This is a genomic window from Cellulomonas sp. PhB150 (genome assembly GCF_003755175.1).
GTDB lineage: Bacteria > Actinomycetota > Actinomycetes > Actinomycetales > Cellulomonadaceae > Cellulomonas.
On sequence record NZ_RKHX01000001.1, the window covers coordinates 1,082,104 to 1,101,533 of the forward strand.

The window sequence follows — 19,430 nt, forward strand, 5'->3', positions numbered from 1 at the left end:
GCCCTCCGTCCCCGCGATGACCAGCGCACGGACCGGGTGCGACCATGTGGGGGTGACCGACGCCGTGCCCACCACGCCCCTGCACCCCGCCACCACCGACCTCGCCGCCGCCGTGCGGGAGGTCGAGCACCACGTCGCCGCGGCCGGCTGGGACGCGCCGGTGCGGGTGTTCGCCCTCGTCCGGACCCAGGCTGCTCTCGCCACCGAGCCCGGGCTGGCCGACCAGCTGGCCGACGAGGTCCTCGCGGCCGCGCAGGCGGCGCCGTGGCACCTGACCTCGATCGAGCAGGAGGGGCTGCCGGCCGCGCCCGACCTCGAGTCGCTGCTCGCCGAGCTGTCCTGGCCGGACGCGGTGGACGGCGTGGCCGTCACGGTCGAGCGCGTGGTGCTACCGCCCGAGGCCGAGGCCCAGATGCCGCAGGGCAAGGCGGCCGCGCTGGCCTACCTGCTCGCGCACCCGGAGCGCCAGGACGTGCGCCTCGCGGTCGGCGTGCTGCGCGACGGGCCCTCGTGGTGCGCGGTGCGGACGCGCGCGAACGACGCCGACGACCAGGTGGGCCAGGGACCCGACCTGGTGCCGGGGCTCGTCGCCGCGCTGCGCTCGACGCTGGACTGAGCTCGTCCTCGGCGGCTCAGCCGGCCGAGCAGGTCGCCAGCGTCGACCCCTTGCCCGCGCCGATCGCGGTCATCGCCTCGCGCGCCTCGTGCAGGGTCGCGATGCGCGCGACGTGCAGCCCGTCGGGGATGTGCCCGACGACCTCGTCGCAGTTGCTGGCCGGTGCGAGGAACCAGGTCGCGCCGTCTCGTCGGGCGCCCTCGAGCTTCTGCCGGATCCCGCCGATGGCGCCGACCTCGCCGCTGACGTCCATCGTGCCGGTGCCCGCGATGACGACGCCGTCGGCCTCGTCCTCCTTGGTCATCTTGTCGATGATCCCGAGCGCGAACATCGTGCCCGCGCTGGGGCCGCCGATGCCGTCGATGCTGATGGTGATGTCCACGGGCATGTCGAACGTCGGGTCGATGTAGACGCCGATCATCGCGCTGCCGTCGTCCTTGGTGCCCGTGACGATCTGCAGGTCCTTCTCGGCGTTGTTGCGGCGGACGGTCAGCGTGATCGTGTCCCCGGCCTCGACCTCGCCGAGGCCGTCGAGCAGCGACTGGTAGTCCGGCAGCTCCGTGCCGTCCAGCGCGAGGATGATGTCGCCCTTCTCCACGACGCCCGCGGCGTTGGAGCCCTCGACCGTCCCGGCCACCGTCAGCGTCGCGGGGACCTCGTAGCCGAGCTCGGTCAGGGCCGCGACGCTCGCGTTCTCCTGCGAGGAGACCATCTGCTGGGTGTTCTCGCTGTCGATCTGCTCGCGCGTCTCCTCCTGCGGGAAGAGCACCTCACGCGGCTGGACCACGGACCACGGCGAGGCCCAGCCCTGCAGCACGCGCAGCGGGGTCGACGGGTAGCCCGGGCCGCCGGTCGCCGAGACCGTGGTCAGGTGCAGCTCGCCCGTCGACGGGTAGGTCTTCGCACCCGAGATGGAGATGAGCGGCTTGCCGTTGTCCTTCCCGAGCACGTCCCGCGTCGGACCCGGCGAGCTCACCGCGTAGGCGGTCGGGACGACGAGGAGCACGGCGAACAGGATCGCGCTGAGCAGCATGCTCACGGTCAGCGTCACGGCACGGGCGCTCGTCGGCGCGCTCGCGTACGGCGGCTCGTCGAACGGGTCGGGCTGCGCCGCGCCGGGCTGCTGCGGGGCGTCGTCGGGCAAGGGCTGGTCAGGCACGGGCCCGATCATGCCCCACGCTCATGTGCGCCGCCGTCCACGCGCCTGACGCCACACGGCCGCGGTGCCGATCAGGGCGACCGCAGCCCCGGCGGCGCCGAGTGCGGCCGCGTCTCGCGCGCCCACCCGCCGGCCCGCGACGCCCAGCCGGCCCTGCACGCCCTCGAGCAGCACGTCGAGGCACGCGGCGCTGGACCACCGCGCCTCCCAGCCCGCCGAGACGAGCCCGTCGGACGCGACCGTCCAGGGGTAGACGACGTAGGCGAGCTCCGACGCCGGCGCGGGCAGCACGCCGACGCGGTGCAGCCGCTCGGCCGTGCCGAAGGCCGTGGTCGCGGCGAGCTCGATGCGGCGCATGCCCGACGCGGCCTCGACCTGCGCGGGCGTCAGCACGTCGGGCGCGCCGACGGTCAACGGACCGGTCAGCCCGTGGTCGACCGCGAACCTCGCCGCCGCGGCCACGTCGTCGACGTGCACGAACTGCCAGGTCCGGACCGCGCCCCGGACCGTCAGCAGGCGCGGGGCCTCGAAGTGCCGGGTGACGAACGTGTCGATGCCCGGGCCGACGAGTGCCGCGGGGCGCAGCACCGTGAGCAGCGGGGTGCGGCGCCGGGACGCCCGCGCGACGACGGCCTCGACGCCGAGCAGGCCGCCGACGAGACCTCCGCGGTCCGCCTCGTCGGGATGGTGCAGGTCGTCGCCGTCGTGGATGACCGGGCGGTCGAGCCACGCGCCGTGCACGACCGCGGAGGTCACCACGACGACGTGCGCGACGCCGGCGTCCCGGGCGGCCGACAGGGTCCGCTGCGCCTGCGCGATCGTGGCGGCGACCTCGTCGGCCGGTCCGCGGGCGACGAGCGTGGCGAGGTCACCGGGGTGCGCGACGAGGACGAGGACGCGGGCACCCGCGAGCGCCGTGGCCGGCTCGCGCTCGGGCAGGGCGTCGAGCGTGCGCACCGGGCCGTCCCAGGCGGTGGTCAGGGCGGCCGCGAGCGCACCGGGTCCGACGACGACCACGTCGCCGCCGCTCTGCGCGCCGCCCGCACGCCGACTGCGCCCTGAGCGAACCTGTGAGATCACCGTCCCCCGTTCCCCGGCCACGTGGTTACCGTGGACGCAGCCGGCCCCCATCGTCGCAGGAGGTCCCCGTGAGTTCCGAACACCCCGCCGTCCCCGGCCCCGACGGCTCGGGCGAGCCGTGGGAGCAGATGTTGCGCGCCATGCTCGGCCCCGGCGCCGACGACGCCATCCGCGAGCTGCGCGAGCGCGGCATCGACCCGGCCGCCATGTCCGGGCTGCCGACCGACCCCGCCGCCCTGCAGCAGGCGTTCACGCAGATGCAGAGCATGCTCGCGGCCTCGGGCGACGAGCCCGTGAACTGGCAGATGGCGCACGACCTCGCGCGCCAGCAGGCGTCCGCCGAGGGCGACCCGTCGCTCACGCCGGCCCAGACCCGGCAGGTGCTCGACGCCCTGACGCTGGCCGAGCTGTGGCTCGACGCGGCGACCGAGCTCCCGCCCTCGTCCGGCACGGCACGCGCGTGGAGCCGCGCCGAGTGGGTCGAGGCGACGCTGCCCACGTGGCGCACGCTCACCGAGCCCGTGGCCAGCTCGCTGTCCCACGCGCTGGTCGGCACGCTCGGCGACGCGATGGGCGAGGGGTTCGGCTCCGACCTCGAGGGCGAGCTGCCCGGCGGCATCGACGCGACGCAGCTGCTCCGCCGGCTCGGCTCGGCGGTCTTCGGCCTCCAGGTCGGCCAGGCCGCGGGCACGCTCGCGCGCGACGTGTTCGGCACGACCGACATCGGCCTGCCCCTGCTGGCCAGCCCGACGCCCGCGCTCGTCGCGAGCAACGTGGACGCGTTCGCGGCCGGGCTCGACGCGCCGGTCGACGAGGTCCGCCTCTTCCTGGCGCTGCGCGAGGCGGCCGCGACCCGGCTGTTCACGCACGTGCCGTGGCTGCGCGCCCACCTGCTCGCGACTGTCGAGGCCTACGCGCGCGGCATCACGATCGACGCGGACCAGCTCGAGGAGGCCGTGCGCTCGATCGACCCGACCGACGCCGCGGCACTCCAGCAGGCGCTGTCGGGCGGGGTGTTCGCACCGCACACCACGCCGCAGCAGAAGGCCGCGCTCGAGCGGCTCGAGACCGCGCTCGCGCTGGTCGAGGGCTGGGTCGACGAGGTCGCCTCGGCTGCCGCGATGCCGCACCTGCCCCACACCGTCGCGCTGCGCGAGATGATCCGTCGGCGGCGTGCCGCGGGCGGCCCGGCCGAGCAGACGTTCGCCAACCTCGTCGGCCTCGAGCTGCGGCCCCGCCGGCTGCGTGATGCGGCGGCCCTGTGGTCGCAGATCGCGCGCGACAACGGGACGCAGGCGCGGGACGCCGTGTGGGACCACCCGGACCTGCTGCCGACCGCCGAGGACCTCGACGACCCGGCGGGCTACTCGACCCGGCGGGCCGCCGCGGTCGACGAGGCGGCCGAGGTCGACCGGGCCCTGGCAGAGATCCTGGGCGAGGACCCGCAGGCACCGTCGGGCGCGTAGCGGGCCGCCGTCGGCGCGGTGCGGCTACGCCGTGGGCGCCTCGTCGCGGACCACCCCGTCGAGCTCGTCGCCGTCGAGCTCGTCGACCTCAGCGGCCTCAGCGGCACTGCCGTCGGCGTCCTCGCCCCGCTCCGCCCGGAACGAGTAGCCCTCGAGGAACCCCTGCGCGCGCTGGGTGCGGGGGTAGGCGTCGAGCTCGGCCCAGAACTCCGGCCCGTGGCAGGCGTGCAGCAGGTGCGTCAGCTCGTGCAGCAGGACGTAGTCGATGACCCACCGCGGCATGCCGCGGACGCGGTCGGAGATCCGGATCGTGCCCTCGGACGGGGTGCAGGATCCCCAGCGGCGGCCCTGGTTGGTCGACCACCGCACGCTCGTCGGGACCGCACGGCTCGACAGGTAGCGCGCGGACAGCTCCCGGGCCCGGTCCGCGAGCTCCACGTCCGACGGCCGCCGCCGGCGCTCCTGGGTCGCCAGCCGGGTCACCATGCGGTGCACCCACTCCTTCTCCTGCGCGCGCGTGAACCGCGCCGGGATGGCGATGACCGTCCGCTCCCCCTCACGCCACGCGCTGACCGTCCGCACGCGCTTGCGCGACCTGCGGACCTCGACCAGCGCCGGGTCGTGAAGTGGCTGCACACCGGCACGCTAGCGCGCAGCGCCCATGCCTCACCCGATTGATGCACCGACATACCGGCGCGTCCCGCTCAGAGATCGGCCTCCGGGCGTCTGCGCGCGGCTAGGGTTGTTGGCGCTCGGCCTGGTCGAACGACCGGTCCGACCGCCGGCCGGCGGAATCCCGGTCCGGTTCACGACATCGAGGGAGGACCGGCGATGGCCGAGACGTATGCAGGCGAGTTCTACTGCGTGAAGTGCAAGGAGAAGCGCGAGGCCGAGGGTGACGTCGTCGTCTCCGAGTCGGGGCGCAGGATGGCCAAGGCCGTCTGTCCGGTCTGCGGCACGAAGCTCAACCGCATCCTCGGCAAGGCCTGATCGCTCCGCACTTCCCGCGAGGGGCGCCGTCCACCCGGACGGCGCCCCTCGCGCATGTCCGGCGGCCCCCGCGCGGATGTCCGGCGGTCCTCGCGGATGTCCGGACGGCCCTGTGGACGAGGCCCGACGAGGCCCGGCCGTCGGTGGCAGGGTGGGGCGGTCGAAGGGGGGCCGATGCGGCTGCGTGAGGGGCTGCGGGTCGTGCGCCGCAGCGACACCGAGGTCCAGGTCGGCACCGACCCGCGCTGGGCGGTGCGCGTCACGGACCTGACGCCCGACGAGGTGGTCGCGCTCCTGGCCGCGGACGGCACGCCCGGGCCGAGCGGCAGCGACGGTTCGTCGACCGCCCGCCGCGCGCTGCCCGCGCACACCCCTCGCCTGCGCGCGATCTGCGACCAGCTCGTCGCCGCGCAGCTCGCCGAGCCGGCGTCGGAGGGCCGGTCCGTCCGCGGCACCGGGACGGCCGACGCGCACGCGTGGGACCTGCAGGACGGCAGCGGGGGCGCCCGCCTCGCCGCGCGCGGTCGGCAGGTCGTCGGGGTGCTGGGGCTCGGACCGACGGGAACCACCGCAGCGGTCACGCTCGCCGCTGCGGGCGTCGGCACGGTCCTCGTCGATGACGCACGGCCCGTGCGCTCGACCGACGTCGGCGCGTCCGGCTACCGCTGGAGCGACGTCGGGCGCCGGCGCGACACCGTCGTGGCGCGGATGGTGCGCGACGCCGCGCCGCGGGTGGCGGTCGAGAGCGTCCAGGTGCCGGACCTGGTGGTCGTCGTCGAGCACGGCGCGACCGACCCGGTCCGTGCGGCAGACGTGCTGGCCACGGGCGTGCCGCACCTGTCGGTCGTCGTGCGCGAGGCGGACGTCGTCGTCGGGCCGCTCGTCGTCGACGGCGACGGGCCGTGCCTGCGGTGCCTCGACCTGCACCGGACCGACGCAGACCCCGCCTGGCCCGTCGTGGCGCAGGGGCTGTCGCGCCCGGCCCGGGACGGCGACGAGGTCGGGGTGCTGGCGGGCGTCGCGGGGGCGACCGCCGCCGCAGCCGCCCTCGCGTACCTCGACCGGCGGGAGCCGCTGGCCGCCACCTACGAGATCGGCCTGCCCGACGCGCTCCCCCGCAGACGCGACTGGGCGGTGCACCCCACCTGCGGGTGCACCGCCCAGTCGACCTGACGCGCGTCCGCGCCGTCAGGTCCGTCGGCCGTCAGGCGACGACCGCGTTCTTCCGCGGCCGCCCCCGGCCACGCTTCGTGGCCACCACGACCCCACCGATGAAGACCTCGCCCCCCCAGACGCCCCACGGCTCGGCGCGCTCGACGGCGCCGGCCAGGCAGCCCTCGATGAGCGGGCACTCGCGGCACAGGGCCTTGGCCTGCTCCACCTGCGTGGTCTGCTCGGCGAACCAGAGCTCGGGGTCGCCCGAGCGGCAAGGGATGAAGTCGGCGACGAGCTGGTCGAAACGCTCGTCGGTGGTCGTGGTGCTGGCGGCGGTCGGCCAGGGACCGGATCCGGTCCGGTCGGTGTCGAGCAGCGTCGTGAGCCGCACGATGTCCTCCTGATGTCCTTGCTGGTGGGTCGAGGTCTGTGGGATCACGGGCCTCGACCCCCGCATCAGGGGGAGAAGAGAAAGGCCGCGGATCCGGTGACGGACTCCGCGGCCTGCTGACCTTGTCGGGTCAGAGCGGGGATGTCCGGCGGAGTCGGGGATCGGTCGCACCGAGGGCGATGACCGGGGTGTGGGCCGACTTCGGCGTACCGCCGATCGGCTCGGTCACCAGAACGCTCGTACCGCCCACGGGGATGAACCCGAACGTGGACGGAGCGCGCCCCTGAAGCGTCGTAGCGACGGGCACGAGGGAGCGCTGGCGCGTCTCGAACGTGTACGTCGACTGGACCGTCATGTTCTCCATCGCTAACCGCACCCCCTCTCTGCTACGGACCGGGCCTCTCGGCGCAGTCGCTCTCTACAAGGACAGGAACACCCTAGGACGGGCCCGGAAGTGCGGACAACCGAATTAACCAAGAATCTTCGACGAGTTTTTCCGGGGGGCCGACGCGCCCGGGACAGACCCCCGCGAAGCGCCCCCGGAGCCGGCTCAGCCGGCCGGGGCTGCGGCGTCCGCGACGACCTCGAGGATCCGGTCACCGACCGTGGCGAGCGTCTGCTGACCGACCCCGCGCAGGCGGGCCAGCTCCTCGAGGGTCGCCGGGCGACGGGCGGCGATCGCCTCGAGGGCCGTCGTCGTGAGCACGCGTGCAGGCGTGACGCCGGTCTGACGCGCCTGCTCCTCGCGCCACGTCGTCAGCCGGTCCGCGATGCGGCGAGCCGTGGGGTCGTCGCTGACCTCGCGCGGCACGTGCGGCTGCGGACGACTGGTGCCCGGCCAGAGCGGGACCAGGAAGCGCGACATCGAGCGCGACGCGCGCCCACCGGGCATCCGCGATCGCGCCCAGGACAGCTGCAGGTGCTCGCGGGCGCGGGTGACCCCGACGTAGAGCAGCCGGCGCTCCTCGGCCACGGCGGCCGGGGTGTCCGCGAGCGCGGTGGGCAGGAGCCCCTCGCTCAGGCCGGCCAGGAAGACCGCGTCCCACTCCAGGCCCTTGGCGGCGTGCAGCGACGCGAGCGTGACGCCCTCGACGGTCGGGGCGTGCTGGGCCGAGGCGCGCTCGGCGAGCTCGGCCACGTACTCGGCGACCGTGGTGGCCGGGTTCGCGAGCGCCATCTCGTCGGCCAGCGCGACCAGTGCCTGCAACGCGTCCCACCGCTCGCGCGCGGCGCCGCGCGTCGGAGGCGGCTCGGGGGTCCAGTGCGCCGAGACGAGGATGTCCCGCACCGCATCGGGCATCGGCTGGTCAGGGTCGGCCGCACGCGCGCCGCCGCGCAGCAGGACGAGCGCGTCGCGGACGTCGCGCCGCGCGAAGAAGCGCTCGCCGCCGCGCACCTGGTAGCCGATCCCGGCCGACGCCAACGCCTCCTCGAAGGCCTCCGACTGGGCGTTGGTCCGGTACAGGATCGCGATCTCGCTGGGCCGGGTCCCGTCCGCGACGAGGCGCGCGGCCGCGCGCGCGATGGCGATCGCCTCGGAGTCGTCGTCGTCGTAGGTCGCGTACCGGACCTCGGGTCCGTCGGGCCGCTGCGCGCGCAGCTCGAGCGGGGTCGGGCCGCCGGCGTGCCGGGTGGCGTCGATGACCCGGTTCGCCAGCGAGACGACCTGCGGCGTCGAGCGGTAGTCGCGCACCAGCCGGACCACCTCCGCGCCCGGGTGGTTCTTCGCGAACGACGTCAGGTGGTGCGGCGTCGCGCCCGCGAACGAGTAGATCGTCTGGCTCGGGTCGCCCACGACGCACAGCTCCTGGCGGCCGCCGAGCCACTGGTCGAGCAGGTACTGCTGCAGCGGGCTGACGTCCTGGTACTCGTCGACGACGAAGTGCCGGTACTGGCCCCGGACCTCGTCGGCCACGTCCCGCCGCTCCGCGAGCATCGCGGCGAGCAGCAGCAGGACGTCCTCGAAGTCGATCACCGCGCGCTCGTCCTTGACCTCCTCGTAGGCGGTCATCAGGCGCGCGACGGCCTGCGCGTCGTTGCCGCCCGGCACGACCCGGTCGATCGCCGCGGCGGCCTTGGCGTACTCGTCGGCCACGACGAGCGACACCTTGGCCCACTCGATCTCGGAGGCGAGGTCGCGGATCGAGGTCCGGTCCGCCGCGATGCCGACGCGGCGCGCGGCCTCGGCGACGAGCTGGGCCTTCTGCTCCAGGATGCGTGGCGGTGCGCCGCCGACGACCTTGGGCCAGAAGAAGCCGAGCTGCCGCAGCGCCGCGGCGTGGAAGGTGCGGGCCTGGACCCCGCCGGCGCCGAGCGCCCGCAGCCGCGTGCGCATCTCTCCCGCGGCGCGGGCCGTGAACGTCACCGCGAGCACGTTGCCGGGCTTGTAGATCCCGGCCGCGATCCCGTAGGCGATGCGGTGCGTGATCGCGCGCGTCTTGCCGGTGCCCGCGCCCGCGAGCACGCAGACGGGCCCGCGCAGGGCGGTGGCGACGGCTCGCTGCTCGGGATCGAGCGCGGCCAGCAGGTCATCGGCGGACATCGGGCCTAGTCTCGCAGCCGCCACCGACACCCACGGCTCCGTCCACAACCCGCGCGCACCGCACGGGAAGATGACGCGGCGCCGCGCTGTTGAGCAGGTGGCAGCTCATGTACCCGTCACGATGAGGACCCGATGACCGCGCAGACCACCCCCGCCCCCGGCACCGTCACCATGTACTCCACCACCTGGTGCGGGTACTGCCGCCGGCTCAAGACGCAGCTCGACTCCGAGGGCATCGGCTACACCGAGATCGACATCGAGGACCACCCGGACGCTGCCGAGCTCGTCGCGTCGCTCAACGGGGGCAACCAGACCGTGCCGACCGTCGTGTTCCCGGACGGGAGCGCCGCGACGAACCCGTCGCTCGTGCAGGTCAAGCAGCGCCTGACCGTCTGACCGTCTGACCGTCTGACCGTGGTCAGCGCCAGGTCGCGCTGGGGCCCGACGACTGCGGCAGCGGACCGCCGAACCAGTCGTCGACGAGGGCCCGCGCGATCGACGACCGCCCCGGCGGGATCACCTGGCCGGCCCGGACCGCCGCGGCGAGCTCGTCGCGCGTGAACCAGCGCGCGTCGACGAGCTCGTCGCCGTCCGCCTGGACGTCCGTGCTCGTGGCGTGCGCGACGAAGCCGACCATGAGCGAGGCCGGGAACGGCCACGGCTGGCTGCCGCGGTACTCGACGTCGCCGACGACGATCGACGCCTCCTCCAGCACCTCGCGGCGCACGGCGTGCTCGAGCGACTCCCCCGGCTCGACGAACCCCGCGAGGGTCGAGAACCGCCGCTCGGCCCAGGCGGCGGCGCGGCCCAGCAGCAGGCGGTCGCTCTCGTCGACCACCGCCATGATGACCGCGGCGTCCGTGCGCGGGTAGTGCTCCGAGCCGTCCGCGACGCACCGCCGGACCCAGCCGGCCTGCACCACCTCGGTCGCCGCACCGCACCGCGGGCAGCGCGGGTGGCGGGTGTGCCAGGCGTCGAGCGCGACCGCGGTCGTGGCCAGGCCGGCGTCGAGCGCGGACAGGTCGCCGCCGATCTGCCGCAGCGGTGTCCAGCCGTCCGCGTCGTCCTCGGGGGCCGTGGCACCCGCCGCACGGTGCACCAGGACGTCCGCGGCCTCGCCGCGGCGCGGCACGGGGTGGCCGGCCGGCACGCGCAGCGCGAGGTAGGTGGTGGCCTCGTGCCGGCCGAGCAGCAGCCACGCCTCGTCGTCGGGCGGCGACGTCGCGTGCGCACGCGACGCGACGGCGTCCGCGACGGTGAGCAGGGACAACGCTCCGTCGCTGCCGGTCAGCACCTGCGCGTCCGCCACGAGCAGCACCCGCGTGGCGGCGTCGGCCCGCGCCTCGTCGAGCACGTGCGGGCGGGTGCGCAGCTCGGCCGCCCTGTCCGCCAGCGCTCGGGACAGGGGCAGGTCGTCTGAGTTCACCGCGCCACCGTACGTCCGGAGGCTGCCCGCGCGCCGACCGGGCTGAAGGCCGGACGACGGTCCGCCCGACGGTCCGCGCGACGCCGGCCCGCAACGGACGAAGCGGGCAGACACGCCGCGCGGCGCGCCGAGGCTGAGCGTGCGGCGCCCTACGCTGTGGGCGTGCCTCGCTCTCCGCTCGCTCTCGCCGCCCTGGCGACGGTCGCCGTGCCCGGGCTGGACGCGTTCGACGTCCGGCGCCCCGCGCACCCGGGCACCGACTTCGACATCGCGGTCGTCATCGACGCCATGCGCCGCCGCTGGGTGGTCCGGGCTCCCGTGAACGCCGCCGCGGGTGCCGCGCTCGAGGCCGAGGTCGTGCTCCTCGACGCGCTCGGCGACGCTGCGGAGAAGGACGGTCTGCCGTTCGACGTGCCGCGTCCCGTCGGCTTCGCCCACCTGCCCGAGGGTGGCCGCGCCACCGTGCACGCCGAGATCCAGGGCCGCACGCTCTCGCTCGACGAGCTCGCCCCCGGCCCGGGCCTGTCGGCGTCCGTCGGCCGGGCCATCGCGGCGATCCACGAGCTCTCGCCGTCGATCGTCGAGAACGCCGGCCTGCCGGTCTACGACGCCGAGACGTACCGCGCCCGGCGCCAGGCCGAGGTCGACGAGGCCGCCCGCACCGGCCGCGTGCCGGCGACCCTGCTGCGCCGGTGGGAGGAGCGCCTCGAGGACGTCTCGCTGTGGCGCTTCCGGCCGGTCGTGACGCACGGGGACCTGACCAACGAGCGGATCCTGGTCCGCGACGGGGCCGTCAGCGGCATCCTGCACTGGGGCGACGCGTGCGTCGCCGACCCTGCGGACGACCTCTCCTCGATCCTCGTCGCCGCCCCGCCGGACGCGACCGACTCGATCGTCGAGGCCTACCAGCTGCGCCGGACCGAGCTCATCGACCCGCACCTCGTCGACCGGGCGCTGCTCGTCGGCGAGCTCGCGCTGGCGCGCTGGCTGCTCTACGGGGTGCGGTCCGGCAGCGCGGACATCGTCGAGGACGCGGTCGGGATGCTCGAGGACCTCGACGCGCACACGCGCGCGATGGCCGAGCCGGAGGCCGAGCCGTCGCTCGCGTGAGGCCCCCCGCGGCACCGGACCGCACGGTGCGCTGGGGTTCGGTCGTCAACGTGCGCGACCTCGGCGGGCTCCCCGCCGGTTCGGGGCTGACCGTCGCGGGACGCGTCTTCCGTGCGCCGCGGCTCGACGACCTGGACGAGGCCGGGTGGGCGGCCGTGGACGCCAGCGGCGTGCGCACGCTCGTCGACCTGCGCAACGAGGACGAGGTGCGCCCCTCCCGGCGGCCCACCTCGATCGCCCGGCGGCACGTCCCCATCGAGGACCCCACGCACCCGGGCTTCCTCGAGACCTGGGGCGACCGCCTCGACTCGCCCGCCTACTACCCGACCAACCTCGAGCTGTGGCCCGACCGGGTCGCCGCCGTCTTCGTCGCGATCGCGCACGCGCCGCCCGGCGGCGTCGTCGTGCACTGCTCAGCGGGCCGTGACCGCACGGGGCTCGTGACGGCGATGCTGCTCCAGCTGGTGGGGACGCCGGTCGACGTCGTCGTCGAGGACTACCTGACGAGCGTCGAGGCCATGCACGCGCACGCGCGCACCGCGCCCGGCTGGCCCGAGCGGGCGCGCGACGACGAGTCGCACGCCGCGCACGTCGCCGACTCCGAGCGATTCCTGCGTGCCTTCCTGGCCGCCGTGGACACCCGCCGGTTCCTCGAGGACCGGGGGCTGTCCGCCGAGGCCGACGCCGTCCGCGCGCGGCTGCTGGCCTGATCCAGCGCATCGCCACTCGGTCGCGGGGTCAGCGCCCCGAGCGGTTCCGTGCGGACTCACGGGCCCGGCCGGGCGGCCGGGGGCTGCCGCCGGCACGGCGCGGGTTCGGGTGGTCGGTGCCCGGTGCGCTGCCCTCGGTCGCTGTGCGCAGCAGGGCGACGATCTCGGCCTCGCCGAGCAGCCGCTCCGGGTAGACCGTGACGCCCGCGCCGACGTAGCTGAACGCCGCGCTGACGTCGTCGAGGGGCAGGCCGGTCCAGCGCGACCACGCCAGCCGGTACACCGCGAGCTGGATCTCCCGCGCCGCCCGGACCTGCGGGTCGGACGGCGGCGAGCCGGTCTTCCAGTCGACGACCACCACGCGCGGTCCACCCGTCGGGTGCTCGCCGCGCCCGGTCGCCGGACGGCCCGGGGCCGCCGGTCCGCTCGTCGCGGGCGGGCGAGGATCAGCGAAGACCGCGTCGATGCGGGACCGCAGCACGAAGCCGTCGACGTTCGTCTCGACGTCCACCTCGATCGCGACCGGCACGCGGTTCGCCCACTCCCCCGCGAGGAAGGCCGCACGCAGGACGGCGATGTCCGCGTCGAGCCCGGCCGGATCGGTGTCGAGCTCGTCGCGCACGTCGTCGGCGCCCGGGAGCGCGTCGACGTCGACCAGCGACGCCGAGCCGAAGTACCCCTCGACCCACGCGTGGAACCGGGTGCCCAGCCGCGCCTGGGCGGACGGCTCCTGCGGGATCGGCCTGCGCAGCGCGCGCGAGAACTCGTCCGCGTCGGCGCCGAGGCGGACCAGGGCCGAGGCGGACAGGTGTGCGGGGAGCTCGACGTCGCGCGTCGTCGCACGTGCCCGGGAGCGCTCCGCGAGCAGCCTGTCGGCGAGCGCCGCCCAGCCGCGCGCCGGGCCGTCGGTCACCCGGGCGTCGGTCGTCGGTGCGTCGGCCCTCGGCCCGTCGGCCGCAGGCCCGGGCTCGCCCTCCCCCTGCGCTCGACGCTCGGCCGCCTCGGCCTGCGCGTCGCGCACCCACCGCGCCGACCGTTCGAGCGCGGGCCGCCGCCCGGCCGTTCCGTCCTCGGTCGCGAACGGGTCGGCCGGCCACGTCGCGGTGACCACGACCCCGGCGCGCGGGTTGGACGCCGACTCCTCGGGTGTCCCCGCCCACGTCGCCGACTCGACGAGCCCGGCCTCGGCGAGCTCGGTCAGGAAGGTCGAGACGCGGCGCGCGCGGCTCCCGTCGCCCCACCACGCGGCCGTCAGCAGCAGGTCGGTCCGTGCGCGGGTGAGTGCGACGTACGCGAGGCGCCGCTCCTCGGCGACCTCGTGGTCGCCCGCGTCGAGCACGAACCGGCGCCGCCGCTCCTCGAGGTCCTTCGGGTCCGCCGCGCCCTCGTAGGCGAACGCGGGCAGGTGCGCGCGGTCGCCGCGCAGGGGGTACGGCAGGTTGCCGAGGCCGACGAGCCACGCCGAGTCCTTGGGCCCGTCCTTGCCCTGCGTGGCCGTCGCCGGGAGCCCGCCGTCGACAAGGCCGGCCACCGCGACCACGTCCCACTCCAGTCCCTTGGCGGCGTGGATCGTGATGATCTGCACGGCGTCCGGGTTCGGCTCCGTGACCGGCATCTCGAGCCCGTTCTCGCGCGCGTCGGCCGCCTCGAGCCACGCGAGGAAGCCGCCCAGCGTGGGGTGGTCAGACGTGCGGGAGAACTCGACGGCCACGTCGCGGAACGCGTCGAGCTGCGCGCGGGCGGCGCCGGGCGAGACGCCTGCGCGCGCGGCGACCTCGATGTCCAGGCCGAGCACCCGCTCCGCCTCGGCGACCAGCTCGGGCACGGCGAGGTAGGCGTGCGCGCGCAGCGTCCGCAGCAGGCCGGCCAGGTCGGTCAGCCGTGCGCGTCCCACGTCGCTGAGCGAGCGGCCGGACGCGCTGCGCCAGCCCGGCCGGGGCAGGTCGTCGAGGGCGTCGACGATGCTGCGCTCGTCGACCGCGTCGGCCTCGACGCCTGCCTCGCGACCGCGGCCGCCGTGCCGGCCGGCGAGCTCCGCCGACCACGCGCCCAGGGCGTGCAAGTCTGCGGCGCCGAGCCGCGTGCGCGCGCCCGTGAGCAGCCGCATCAGCGCGTCGCCGCGGGTCGGGTCGTGCGCGGCCTGCAGGGCGGCGAGCAGGTCGACCACCTCGGGCGCCGAGAGCAGTCCGCCGAGCCCGACGACCTCCACCGGCAGCCCCTGCGCGCGCAGCGCGCGCCGCAGCGGCTCGAACTGCGAGCGCTTGCGGCACAGCACCGCGGCCGTGACCCGCTTCTCGTCCCGCCCAGCCGGCCGCCACCGCTCGACGACGAACTCGGCGACGGTCCGCGCCTCGTCCTCGATCGTCTCGGCGACGTGCGCGAGGACGCGGCCGTCGCCGGCTCCCGGCCGCGTGGCCAGCAGGGGCACGTGGACGAGCGACGCGGCCGCGCGCAGGGGCCCCGCCACGTGGTTCGCGGCGTCGAGCACCGCGGCGTCGTTGCGCCAGGAGGTCGAGAGCTGGTGCACGTCGGCGGGCCGCCGACCCTGCGGGTTCACGATCGGGAACGTCGTCGGGAACCCCTCGAGCCCGCCCGCGCTCGCGCCCCGCCAGCCGTAGATCGACTGGTGGGGGTCACCCACGGCCGTCACCGCGTGCCCGCCCCCGAACAGCGCGGACAGGAGCGTGAGCTGCGCGTACGAGGTGTCCTGGTACTCGTCGAGCAGCACCACGCGGAACCGGTCGCGCTCGGCGGCGCCGACCTCGGGGACGTCGCGCGCGAGCCGGGCCGCGAGCGCGACCTGGTCGCCGAAGTCGATCGCGTCCGCGCCGCGCTTGCGGTCGCGGTAGCGGGCCACGACGTCGAGCAGCCGGGCGCGCTCGCCCAGCGACCCCAGCAGCCGGACCACGTCGGCGTAGGGCTGGCGCGGCGGCGTGCCGGCGGGCGTCGCGAGCAGCGCCTCGGCGATCGCCTCGATCCCGGACCTGGCTGCGGCCGGGGTGAGCAGGTGCTCGTCGAGCGCGCCGGACATCGCCAGCACCGCCTCGACCACCGTCGAGAGCGCGGCGTCGGTCCCCAGGTCGTCGTCCCATGCCTCGACGACCTCGCTGGCCAGCTGCCACTGCGCCGCCTCGCCGAGCAGGCGTGCCGACGGGTCGAGGCCGAGGCGCAGCGCGTGGTCGGAGACGAGCGAGGCGGCGTAGGCGTTGTACGTCGAGATCGTCGGCCGCGCCAGGCCGTCCAGGAGCCCGCCCGCACCCATCGCCTCCCGCCCGGGCAGCTCGACCCCGGCGGCGGCCGCGCAGCGCGCGAGCAGGCGGACCCGACGCCGCACGCGTTCGCCGAGCTCGCCCGCGGCCTTGCGCGTGAACGTCAGGCCCAGCACCTGGTCGGGCGCGACCAGCCCGTTGGCCAGCAGCCAGACGACCCGCGCCGCCATCGTCTCCGTCTTGCCGGACCCGGCGCCCGCGACGACGAGCGCGGGCAGCAGCGGCGCCTCGATGATCCGCTCCTGCTCAGCGGTCGGACGCGGCTGGTCGGTCAGCTCGGCGATCCGCACGGCGCTGAGCGGTGCGACGGGCTCGCTCATGCGACCACCTGCGCGCCCTCGCCACGGACCGGGCACGAGCGGCGCACCGGGCAGCGGTCGCACAGGTCGTTGCTGGTCGCGACGAACGTCGAGGCCGCCATCGAGTCGGCCACGGCGTCGACGAGCGTGCGCGCCCAGCCCGGCCCGTCGACCTCCGGCTCGAGACCCGGCTGGGTGCGCAGGGTCGCCCCCGCGCCGGTGCCGAGGAAGACGAGCCGCGCCTCGGCGCTCGTCGCGCCGTCGGGCAGCTCCTCGAACGCCCCCTCGTCGACCGCGAGCTGGTAGGCGGCGAGCTGCGGGTTCTCCAGCGCCTTGGCCTTCGACGGTGGGCTCGCACCGGTCTTCAGGTCGACCACCCACACCCGGCCGTCGCCCGCGGACTCGATGCGGTCCGCCGTGCCGCGCACGAGCGCGCGATCGGTGACCAGCTCGAAGCCGCCCTCGACCAGCAGCGCCTCGCCTGCGCCCGCGAGGTAGCCGGCGAGCCGTCGGACCATCGCCTCGGCCTTGGCCCGGGTGGCACGGGCCGGCCAGCCCGTGCCGAGGCCGAGCTCTCCCCAGCGCTCGTCGAGCGCCGCGACCAGCTCGTCGTACGTGCCGTCCGGGTGCTCCTGCGCGATCGCGTGCACGAGCGTGCCCAGCGTCTGGTGCCCGCTGTCCGCGGCGGTCCCGCCCGCGGCCTCGAGCGCCCACCGCAGCGTGCAGCGCTGGGCGGTCTCGATCCGCGACGGCGAGACGGGCACGCGCTCGCCGGGGCCCCACAGCGCCACGTCGGTCGACGGCTCCTCGAGGCCGTGCCACACGTCGGGGTCGGCGCCGTCGACGCCCGCGTCGGCGAGCCGGGCCAGCGTGGCGACCGCGTCGGGATCGGCCTCCGACCCGTCGCGCGCGGCCGTCTCGAGCGTCGCGCGCAGGCGGGCGACGAGCCCGCGCAGGTCCATGGGCGACCCGACCGAGACGCGCCGGGAGTCGTCGACCTCGTCGTCGACCGCGTGCACCAGGTCGAGGAACGGCGAGGGCTGCGAGTCCGCGTCGGCGACCGCCGTCACGAGCAGTCGGGAGCGGGCGCGCGAGCAGGCCATCGCGAAGGAGCGCAATTCGTCGGACAGCACGGCCGCCCGTGCGAGCGCGGCCCGTTCGCCCGCGTCGCCCGACGACGACGCGCGGCCCGCGACCACGTCGACGAGCGCCTGCGCTCCCAGGATCGAGTCGCGCAGCCGCAGGTCTGGCCACGCGCCCTCCTGGACGCCCGCGACCACCACGACCTGCCACTCGCGCCCGGCCGCGCCGGCGGGCGTCAGGACCTGCACGTCGGCCCGCCGGGCTCGCGCGGCGATGCTGTCGGAGGGCAGGTCCTGGCCCTGCAACCAGTCGACGAACGCACCGGGCGTCGCGCGGGGCATGCGGTCGACGAACGTCTCGGCGGCGCGGAACAGCGCCAGCACCGCGTCGAGGTCACGGTCCGCGCGCTCCCCCGCCGCCCCGCCCGCCAGTGCCGAGCGGCGCCACGGCTCGGCGAGGCCCGCAGCGGACCACAGCGCCCACAGCACCCGCTGCGCGTCGGCGCCGGGCTCCTGCGCCGCATCGCGCCCGGAGGCGAGCACGTCGGCGAGCCGGTGCACCGGCCGCGCGACGCCCGAGGCGAGCGTGACGGCGCGGTCGCGACCCTCGAGCGCCTCGACGAGCAGCGCGTCGCTGCTCCGGCCGCCGCCGCCCGCGAGCTCCTCGGCGCGCAGCGCCCGCCGCACGCGTCGCAGCGCCACCGCGTCGAGCCCGCCGAGCGGCGAGCACGCCAGCGTGGCGGCCACACCGGCGTCGAGCGGCAGCACGCCGACGGCGACCGCCATCGCCACGAGCAGCGGCCGCACGGCGGGCTCCTCGCGCAGCGGCACGTCGCTGCCCAGCACGCTCACCGGGACCGAGGCACCCGCGAGCGCCCGGCGCAAGGCCGTGACCTGCGTGCCCGAGCGCGCGATGACCGCCATGTCCGACCAGTCGACGCCGTGCTCGAGGTGCGCGCTGCGCAGTGCTCGGGCCACGTAGGCGGCCTCCTGCGCGGCGCTCGGCAGCACCGCGGCGCGGACGCTGCCGCCGTCGGCGCCGTCCACGCCGTCCACTGCTCCGGCACGGCGGTGCCGCACCGCGCCGACGGTCCCCACCCGTTCGGTGATGCGCCCGACGACGTCGCGCACCTCGGCGCCGTGCCGCCACACCGACCCGAGCGTCATGACCTCGGCCCCGAGCTCGCCCTCCCCGTGCCCCGCGACCGAGGCGCGCCCGACGAGCGCCGGCGAAGCACCGCGGAACGTCTGCACCGCGAGGTCCGGGTCGGCGAGCAGCAGCAGCCGCGCGCCGTCGTCGGCCAGCACGCGCAGCAGGCGGGCCGTCGCCGAGGTGCTCTCCTGGTGGTCGTCGACCACGACGAGGTCCCAGCGGGGCCGGGGTGCGCGCGGTACCTCGTCGTCCCACGCGAGCAGTGCCGCCGCGGCCTCGTCGACCACCACGGCGGGGTCGTAGCGGACCCCCAGGTCCGGCGTGCCGCTGCGCAGCTGCAGCACGTCGAGGTACTCCTCGTACAGCCGTGCCGCCGCCGACCACTGCGGGCGACCGTTCCGCGTGCCGAGCGCGTCGAGGTCGACCGGGGTCAGGCCGCGCTCGGCGGCGCGCATGAGCAGGTCGCGCAGCTCGTCGCGGAAGGCGCGCACGCCCAGCGCGTCCGTCGGCACCTGGGGAGGCCAGTCGAGCGGCACGCCCTCGCCCTCGGCGTGACCCGCCAGCAGGTCGCTGAGCAGCAGGTCCTGCTCGGCGCCGGACACCAGGGTGGGCGCGGGCTCGCCGAGGAGCCCCGCGCGGGCGCGCAGGATCGCGAACGCGGCCGCCGCGGGGGTCTGGACCAGACCGCGTCCGGAGGTGCGGCGCAGCCGGGCCGCGAGCCGGTCACGCAGGTCCGCCGCGGCGCGGCGGCTCGCGGCGAGCACGAGGATCCGGTCGGGGTCCACGCCGCTCTCCACGGACGCGACCACGGACTCGAGCGCGACGCTCGTCTTGCCCGTCCCCGGAGCCCCCAGCGCGAGGACGGCGCGGGCGCCCGCCACCACACCCTGCACGACCGCCGCCTGCGTCGCGTCGAGCACGGGAACCGCCGCGGGGCCCGCGAGGGCGGGTCGCAGCAGGCGCAGGGCGGGATCGGTCACGG

The 19,430-nt window shown here is 76.2% G+C and carries 15 protein-coding genes; 7 read left to right on the plus strand and 8 right to left on the minus strand.

The window, feature by feature from the left end:
• Positions 1-52: 52 nt before the first annotated feature.
• A complete protein-coding gene (locus EDF34_RS05015; RefSeq protein ID WP_233575184.1) occupies positions 53-616 on the plus strand; it encodes a PPA1309 family protein in 564 nt (187 codons plus the stop codon).
• A 16-nt stretch (positions 617-632) separates the two neighbouring features.
• On the opposite strand, the gene EDF34_RS05020 is transcribed toward EDF34_RS05015, so the two are convergent.
• Together EDF34_RS05020 and EDF34_RS05025 are read right to left on the minus strand one after the other, a co-directional pair.
• A complete protein-coding gene (locus tag EDF34_RS05020) occupies positions 633-1,775 on the minus strand; it encodes a PDZ domain-containing protein (RefSeq protein ID WP_233575185.1) in 1,143 nt (380 codons plus the stop codon).
• Positions 1,776-1,796: 21 nt separating this feature from the next.
• Complete coding sequence (locus EDF34_RS05025; RefSeq protein ID WP_233575186.1) at positions 1,797-2,855, minus strand: nucleoside-diphosphate sugar epimerase; 1,059 nt, start codon at positions 2,853-2,855, stop codon at positions 1,797-1,799.
• 128 nt (positions 2,856-2,983) lie between these two features.
• Between EDF34_RS05025 and EDF34_RS05030 the strand changes: the two genes are divergently transcribed.
• Positions 2,984-4,321: a zinc-dependent metalloprotease gene (locus EDF34_RS05030; RefSeq protein ID WP_123370697.1), complete on the plus strand. Its 1,338-nt coding sequence runs from the start codon at positions 2,984-2,986 to the stop codon at positions 4,319-4,321.
• Between the two features lie 24 nt (positions 4,322-4,345).
• Here EDF34_RS05030 and EDF34_RS05035 read toward each other — a convergent pair whose 3' ends face one another.
• Complete coding sequence (locus EDF34_RS05035) at positions 4,346-4,957, minus strand: YgjP-like metallopeptidase domain-containing protein (protein WP_123370193.1); 612 nt, start codon at positions 4,955-4,957, stop codon at positions 4,346-4,348.
• A gap of 195 nt (positions 4,958-5,152) precedes the next feature.
• Between EDF34_RS05035 and EDF34_RS17655 the strand changes: the two genes are divergently transcribed.
• Entirely contained in the window at positions 5,153-5,311 is a 159-nt protein-coding gene (locus tag EDF34_RS17655; protein WP_090034128.1) for a DUF5679 domain-containing protein, read from the plus strand.
• A 174-nt stretch (positions 5,312-5,485) separates the two neighbouring features.
• Positions 5,486-6,484, plus strand: coding sequence for a ThiF family adenylyltransferase (locus tag EDF34_RS05045; protein ID WP_158615047.1), 999 nt, complete (start codon positions 5,486-5,488; stop codon positions 6,482-6,484).
• Between the two features lie 31 nt (positions 6,485-6,515).
• Here the strand turns inward: EDF34_RS05045 and EDF34_RS17805 are convergent, their stop codons facing one another.
• Both EDF34_RS17805 and EDF34_RS05060 read right to left on the minus strand, forming a co-directional pair.
• Positions 6,516-6,857 (minus strand): WhiB family transcriptional regulator, encoded by a 342-nt coding sequence (locus EDF34_RS17805; protein WP_305038123.1) that lies wholly within the window; start codon positions 6,855-6,857, stop codon positions 6,516-6,518.
• Positions 6,858-7,407: 550 nt separating this feature from the next.
• On the minus strand, positions 7,408-9,399 hold the full coding sequence (locus tag EDF34_RS05060; protein WP_123370197.1) for an ATP-dependent helicase: 1,992 nt from the start codon (positions 9,397-9,399) through the stop codon (positions 7,408-7,410).
• Between the two features lie 132 nt (positions 9,400-9,531).
• Between EDF34_RS05060 and EDF34_RS05065 the strand changes: the two genes are divergently transcribed.
• On the plus strand, positions 9,532-9,795 hold the full coding sequence (locus EDF34_RS05065) for a mycoredoxin (RefSeq protein WP_123370198.1): 264 nt from the start codon (positions 9,532-9,534) through the stop codon (positions 9,793-9,795).
• Between the two features lie 22 nt (positions 9,796-9,817).
• Here EDF34_RS05065 and nudC read toward each other — a convergent pair whose 3' ends face one another.
• A complete protein-coding gene (gene nudC, locus EDF34_RS05070; protein ID WP_123370199.1) occupies positions 9,818-10,825 on the minus strand; it encodes an NAD(+) diphosphatase in 1,008 nt (335 codons plus the stop codon).
• Between the two features lie 162 nt (positions 10,826-10,987).
• Here nudC and EDF34_RS05075 point away from each other — a divergent pair, with 162 nt between their 5' ends.
• Positions 10,988-11,935, plus strand: a complete 948-nt coding sequence (locus tag EDF34_RS05075; protein WP_123370698.1) for a phosphotransferase — start codon at positions 10,988-10,990, stop codon at positions 11,933-11,935.
• Positions 11,932-12,645 carry a tyrosine-protein phosphatase gene (locus tag EDF34_RS05080; RefSeq protein WP_158615048.1) on the plus strand — a complete coding sequence of 238 codons (714 nt, stop codon included), beginning with the start codon at positions 11,932-11,934 and terminating at the stop codon, positions 12,643-12,645. The genes EDF34_RS05075 and EDF34_RS05080 overlap by 4 nt, the downstream gene beginning before the upstream one ends.
• 28 nt (positions 12,646-12,673) lie before the next feature.
• Here the strand turns inward: EDF34_RS05080 and EDF34_RS05085 are convergent, their stop codons facing one another.
• Entirely contained in the window at positions 12,674-16,234 is a 3,561-nt protein-coding gene (locus tag EDF34_RS05085; protein ID WP_123370699.1) for an ATP-dependent DNA helicase, read from the minus strand.
• The gene (locus EDF34_RS05090) at positions 16,231-19,428 is read right to left on the minus strand and encodes a UrvD/REP family ATP-dependent DNA helicase (RefSeq protein ID WP_123370201.1); all 3,198 of its coding nucleotides are present in this window, start codon (positions 19,426-19,428) and stop codon (positions 16,231-16,233) included. The genes EDF34_RS05085 and EDF34_RS05090 overlap by 4 nt, the downstream gene beginning before the upstream one ends.
• Between the last annotated feature and the right edge of the window lie 2 nt (positions 19,429-19,430).

Bases quoted from the DNA above. Each gene is read 5' to 3' on its own strand.
- EDF34_RS05065 (WP_123370198.1), top strand. From the start codon at position 9,532: ATGACCGCGCAGACCACCCCCGCCCCCGGCACCGTCACCATGTACTCC.
- EDF34_RS05060 (WP_123370197.1), bottom strand. From the start codon at position 9,399: ATGTCCGCCGATGACCTGCTGGCCGCGCTCGATCCCGAGCAGCGAGCC.
- EDF34_RS05085 (WP_123370699.1), bottom strand. From the start codon at position 16,234: ATGAGCGAGCCCGTCGCACCGCTCAGCGCCGTGCGGATCGCCGAGCTG.
- EDF34_RS05030 (WP_123370697.1), top strand. From the start codon at position 2,984: ATGTTGCGCGCCATGCTCGGCCCCGGCGCCGACGACGCCATCCGCGAG.
- EDF34_RS05045 (WP_158615047.1), top strand. From the start codon at position 5,486: ATGCGGCTGCGTGAGGGGCTGCGGGTCGTGCGCCGCAGCGACACCGAG.
- EDF34_RS17655 (WP_090034128.1), top strand. From the start codon at position 5,153: ATGGCCGAGACGTATGCAGGCGAGTTCTACTGCGTGAAGTGCAAGGAG.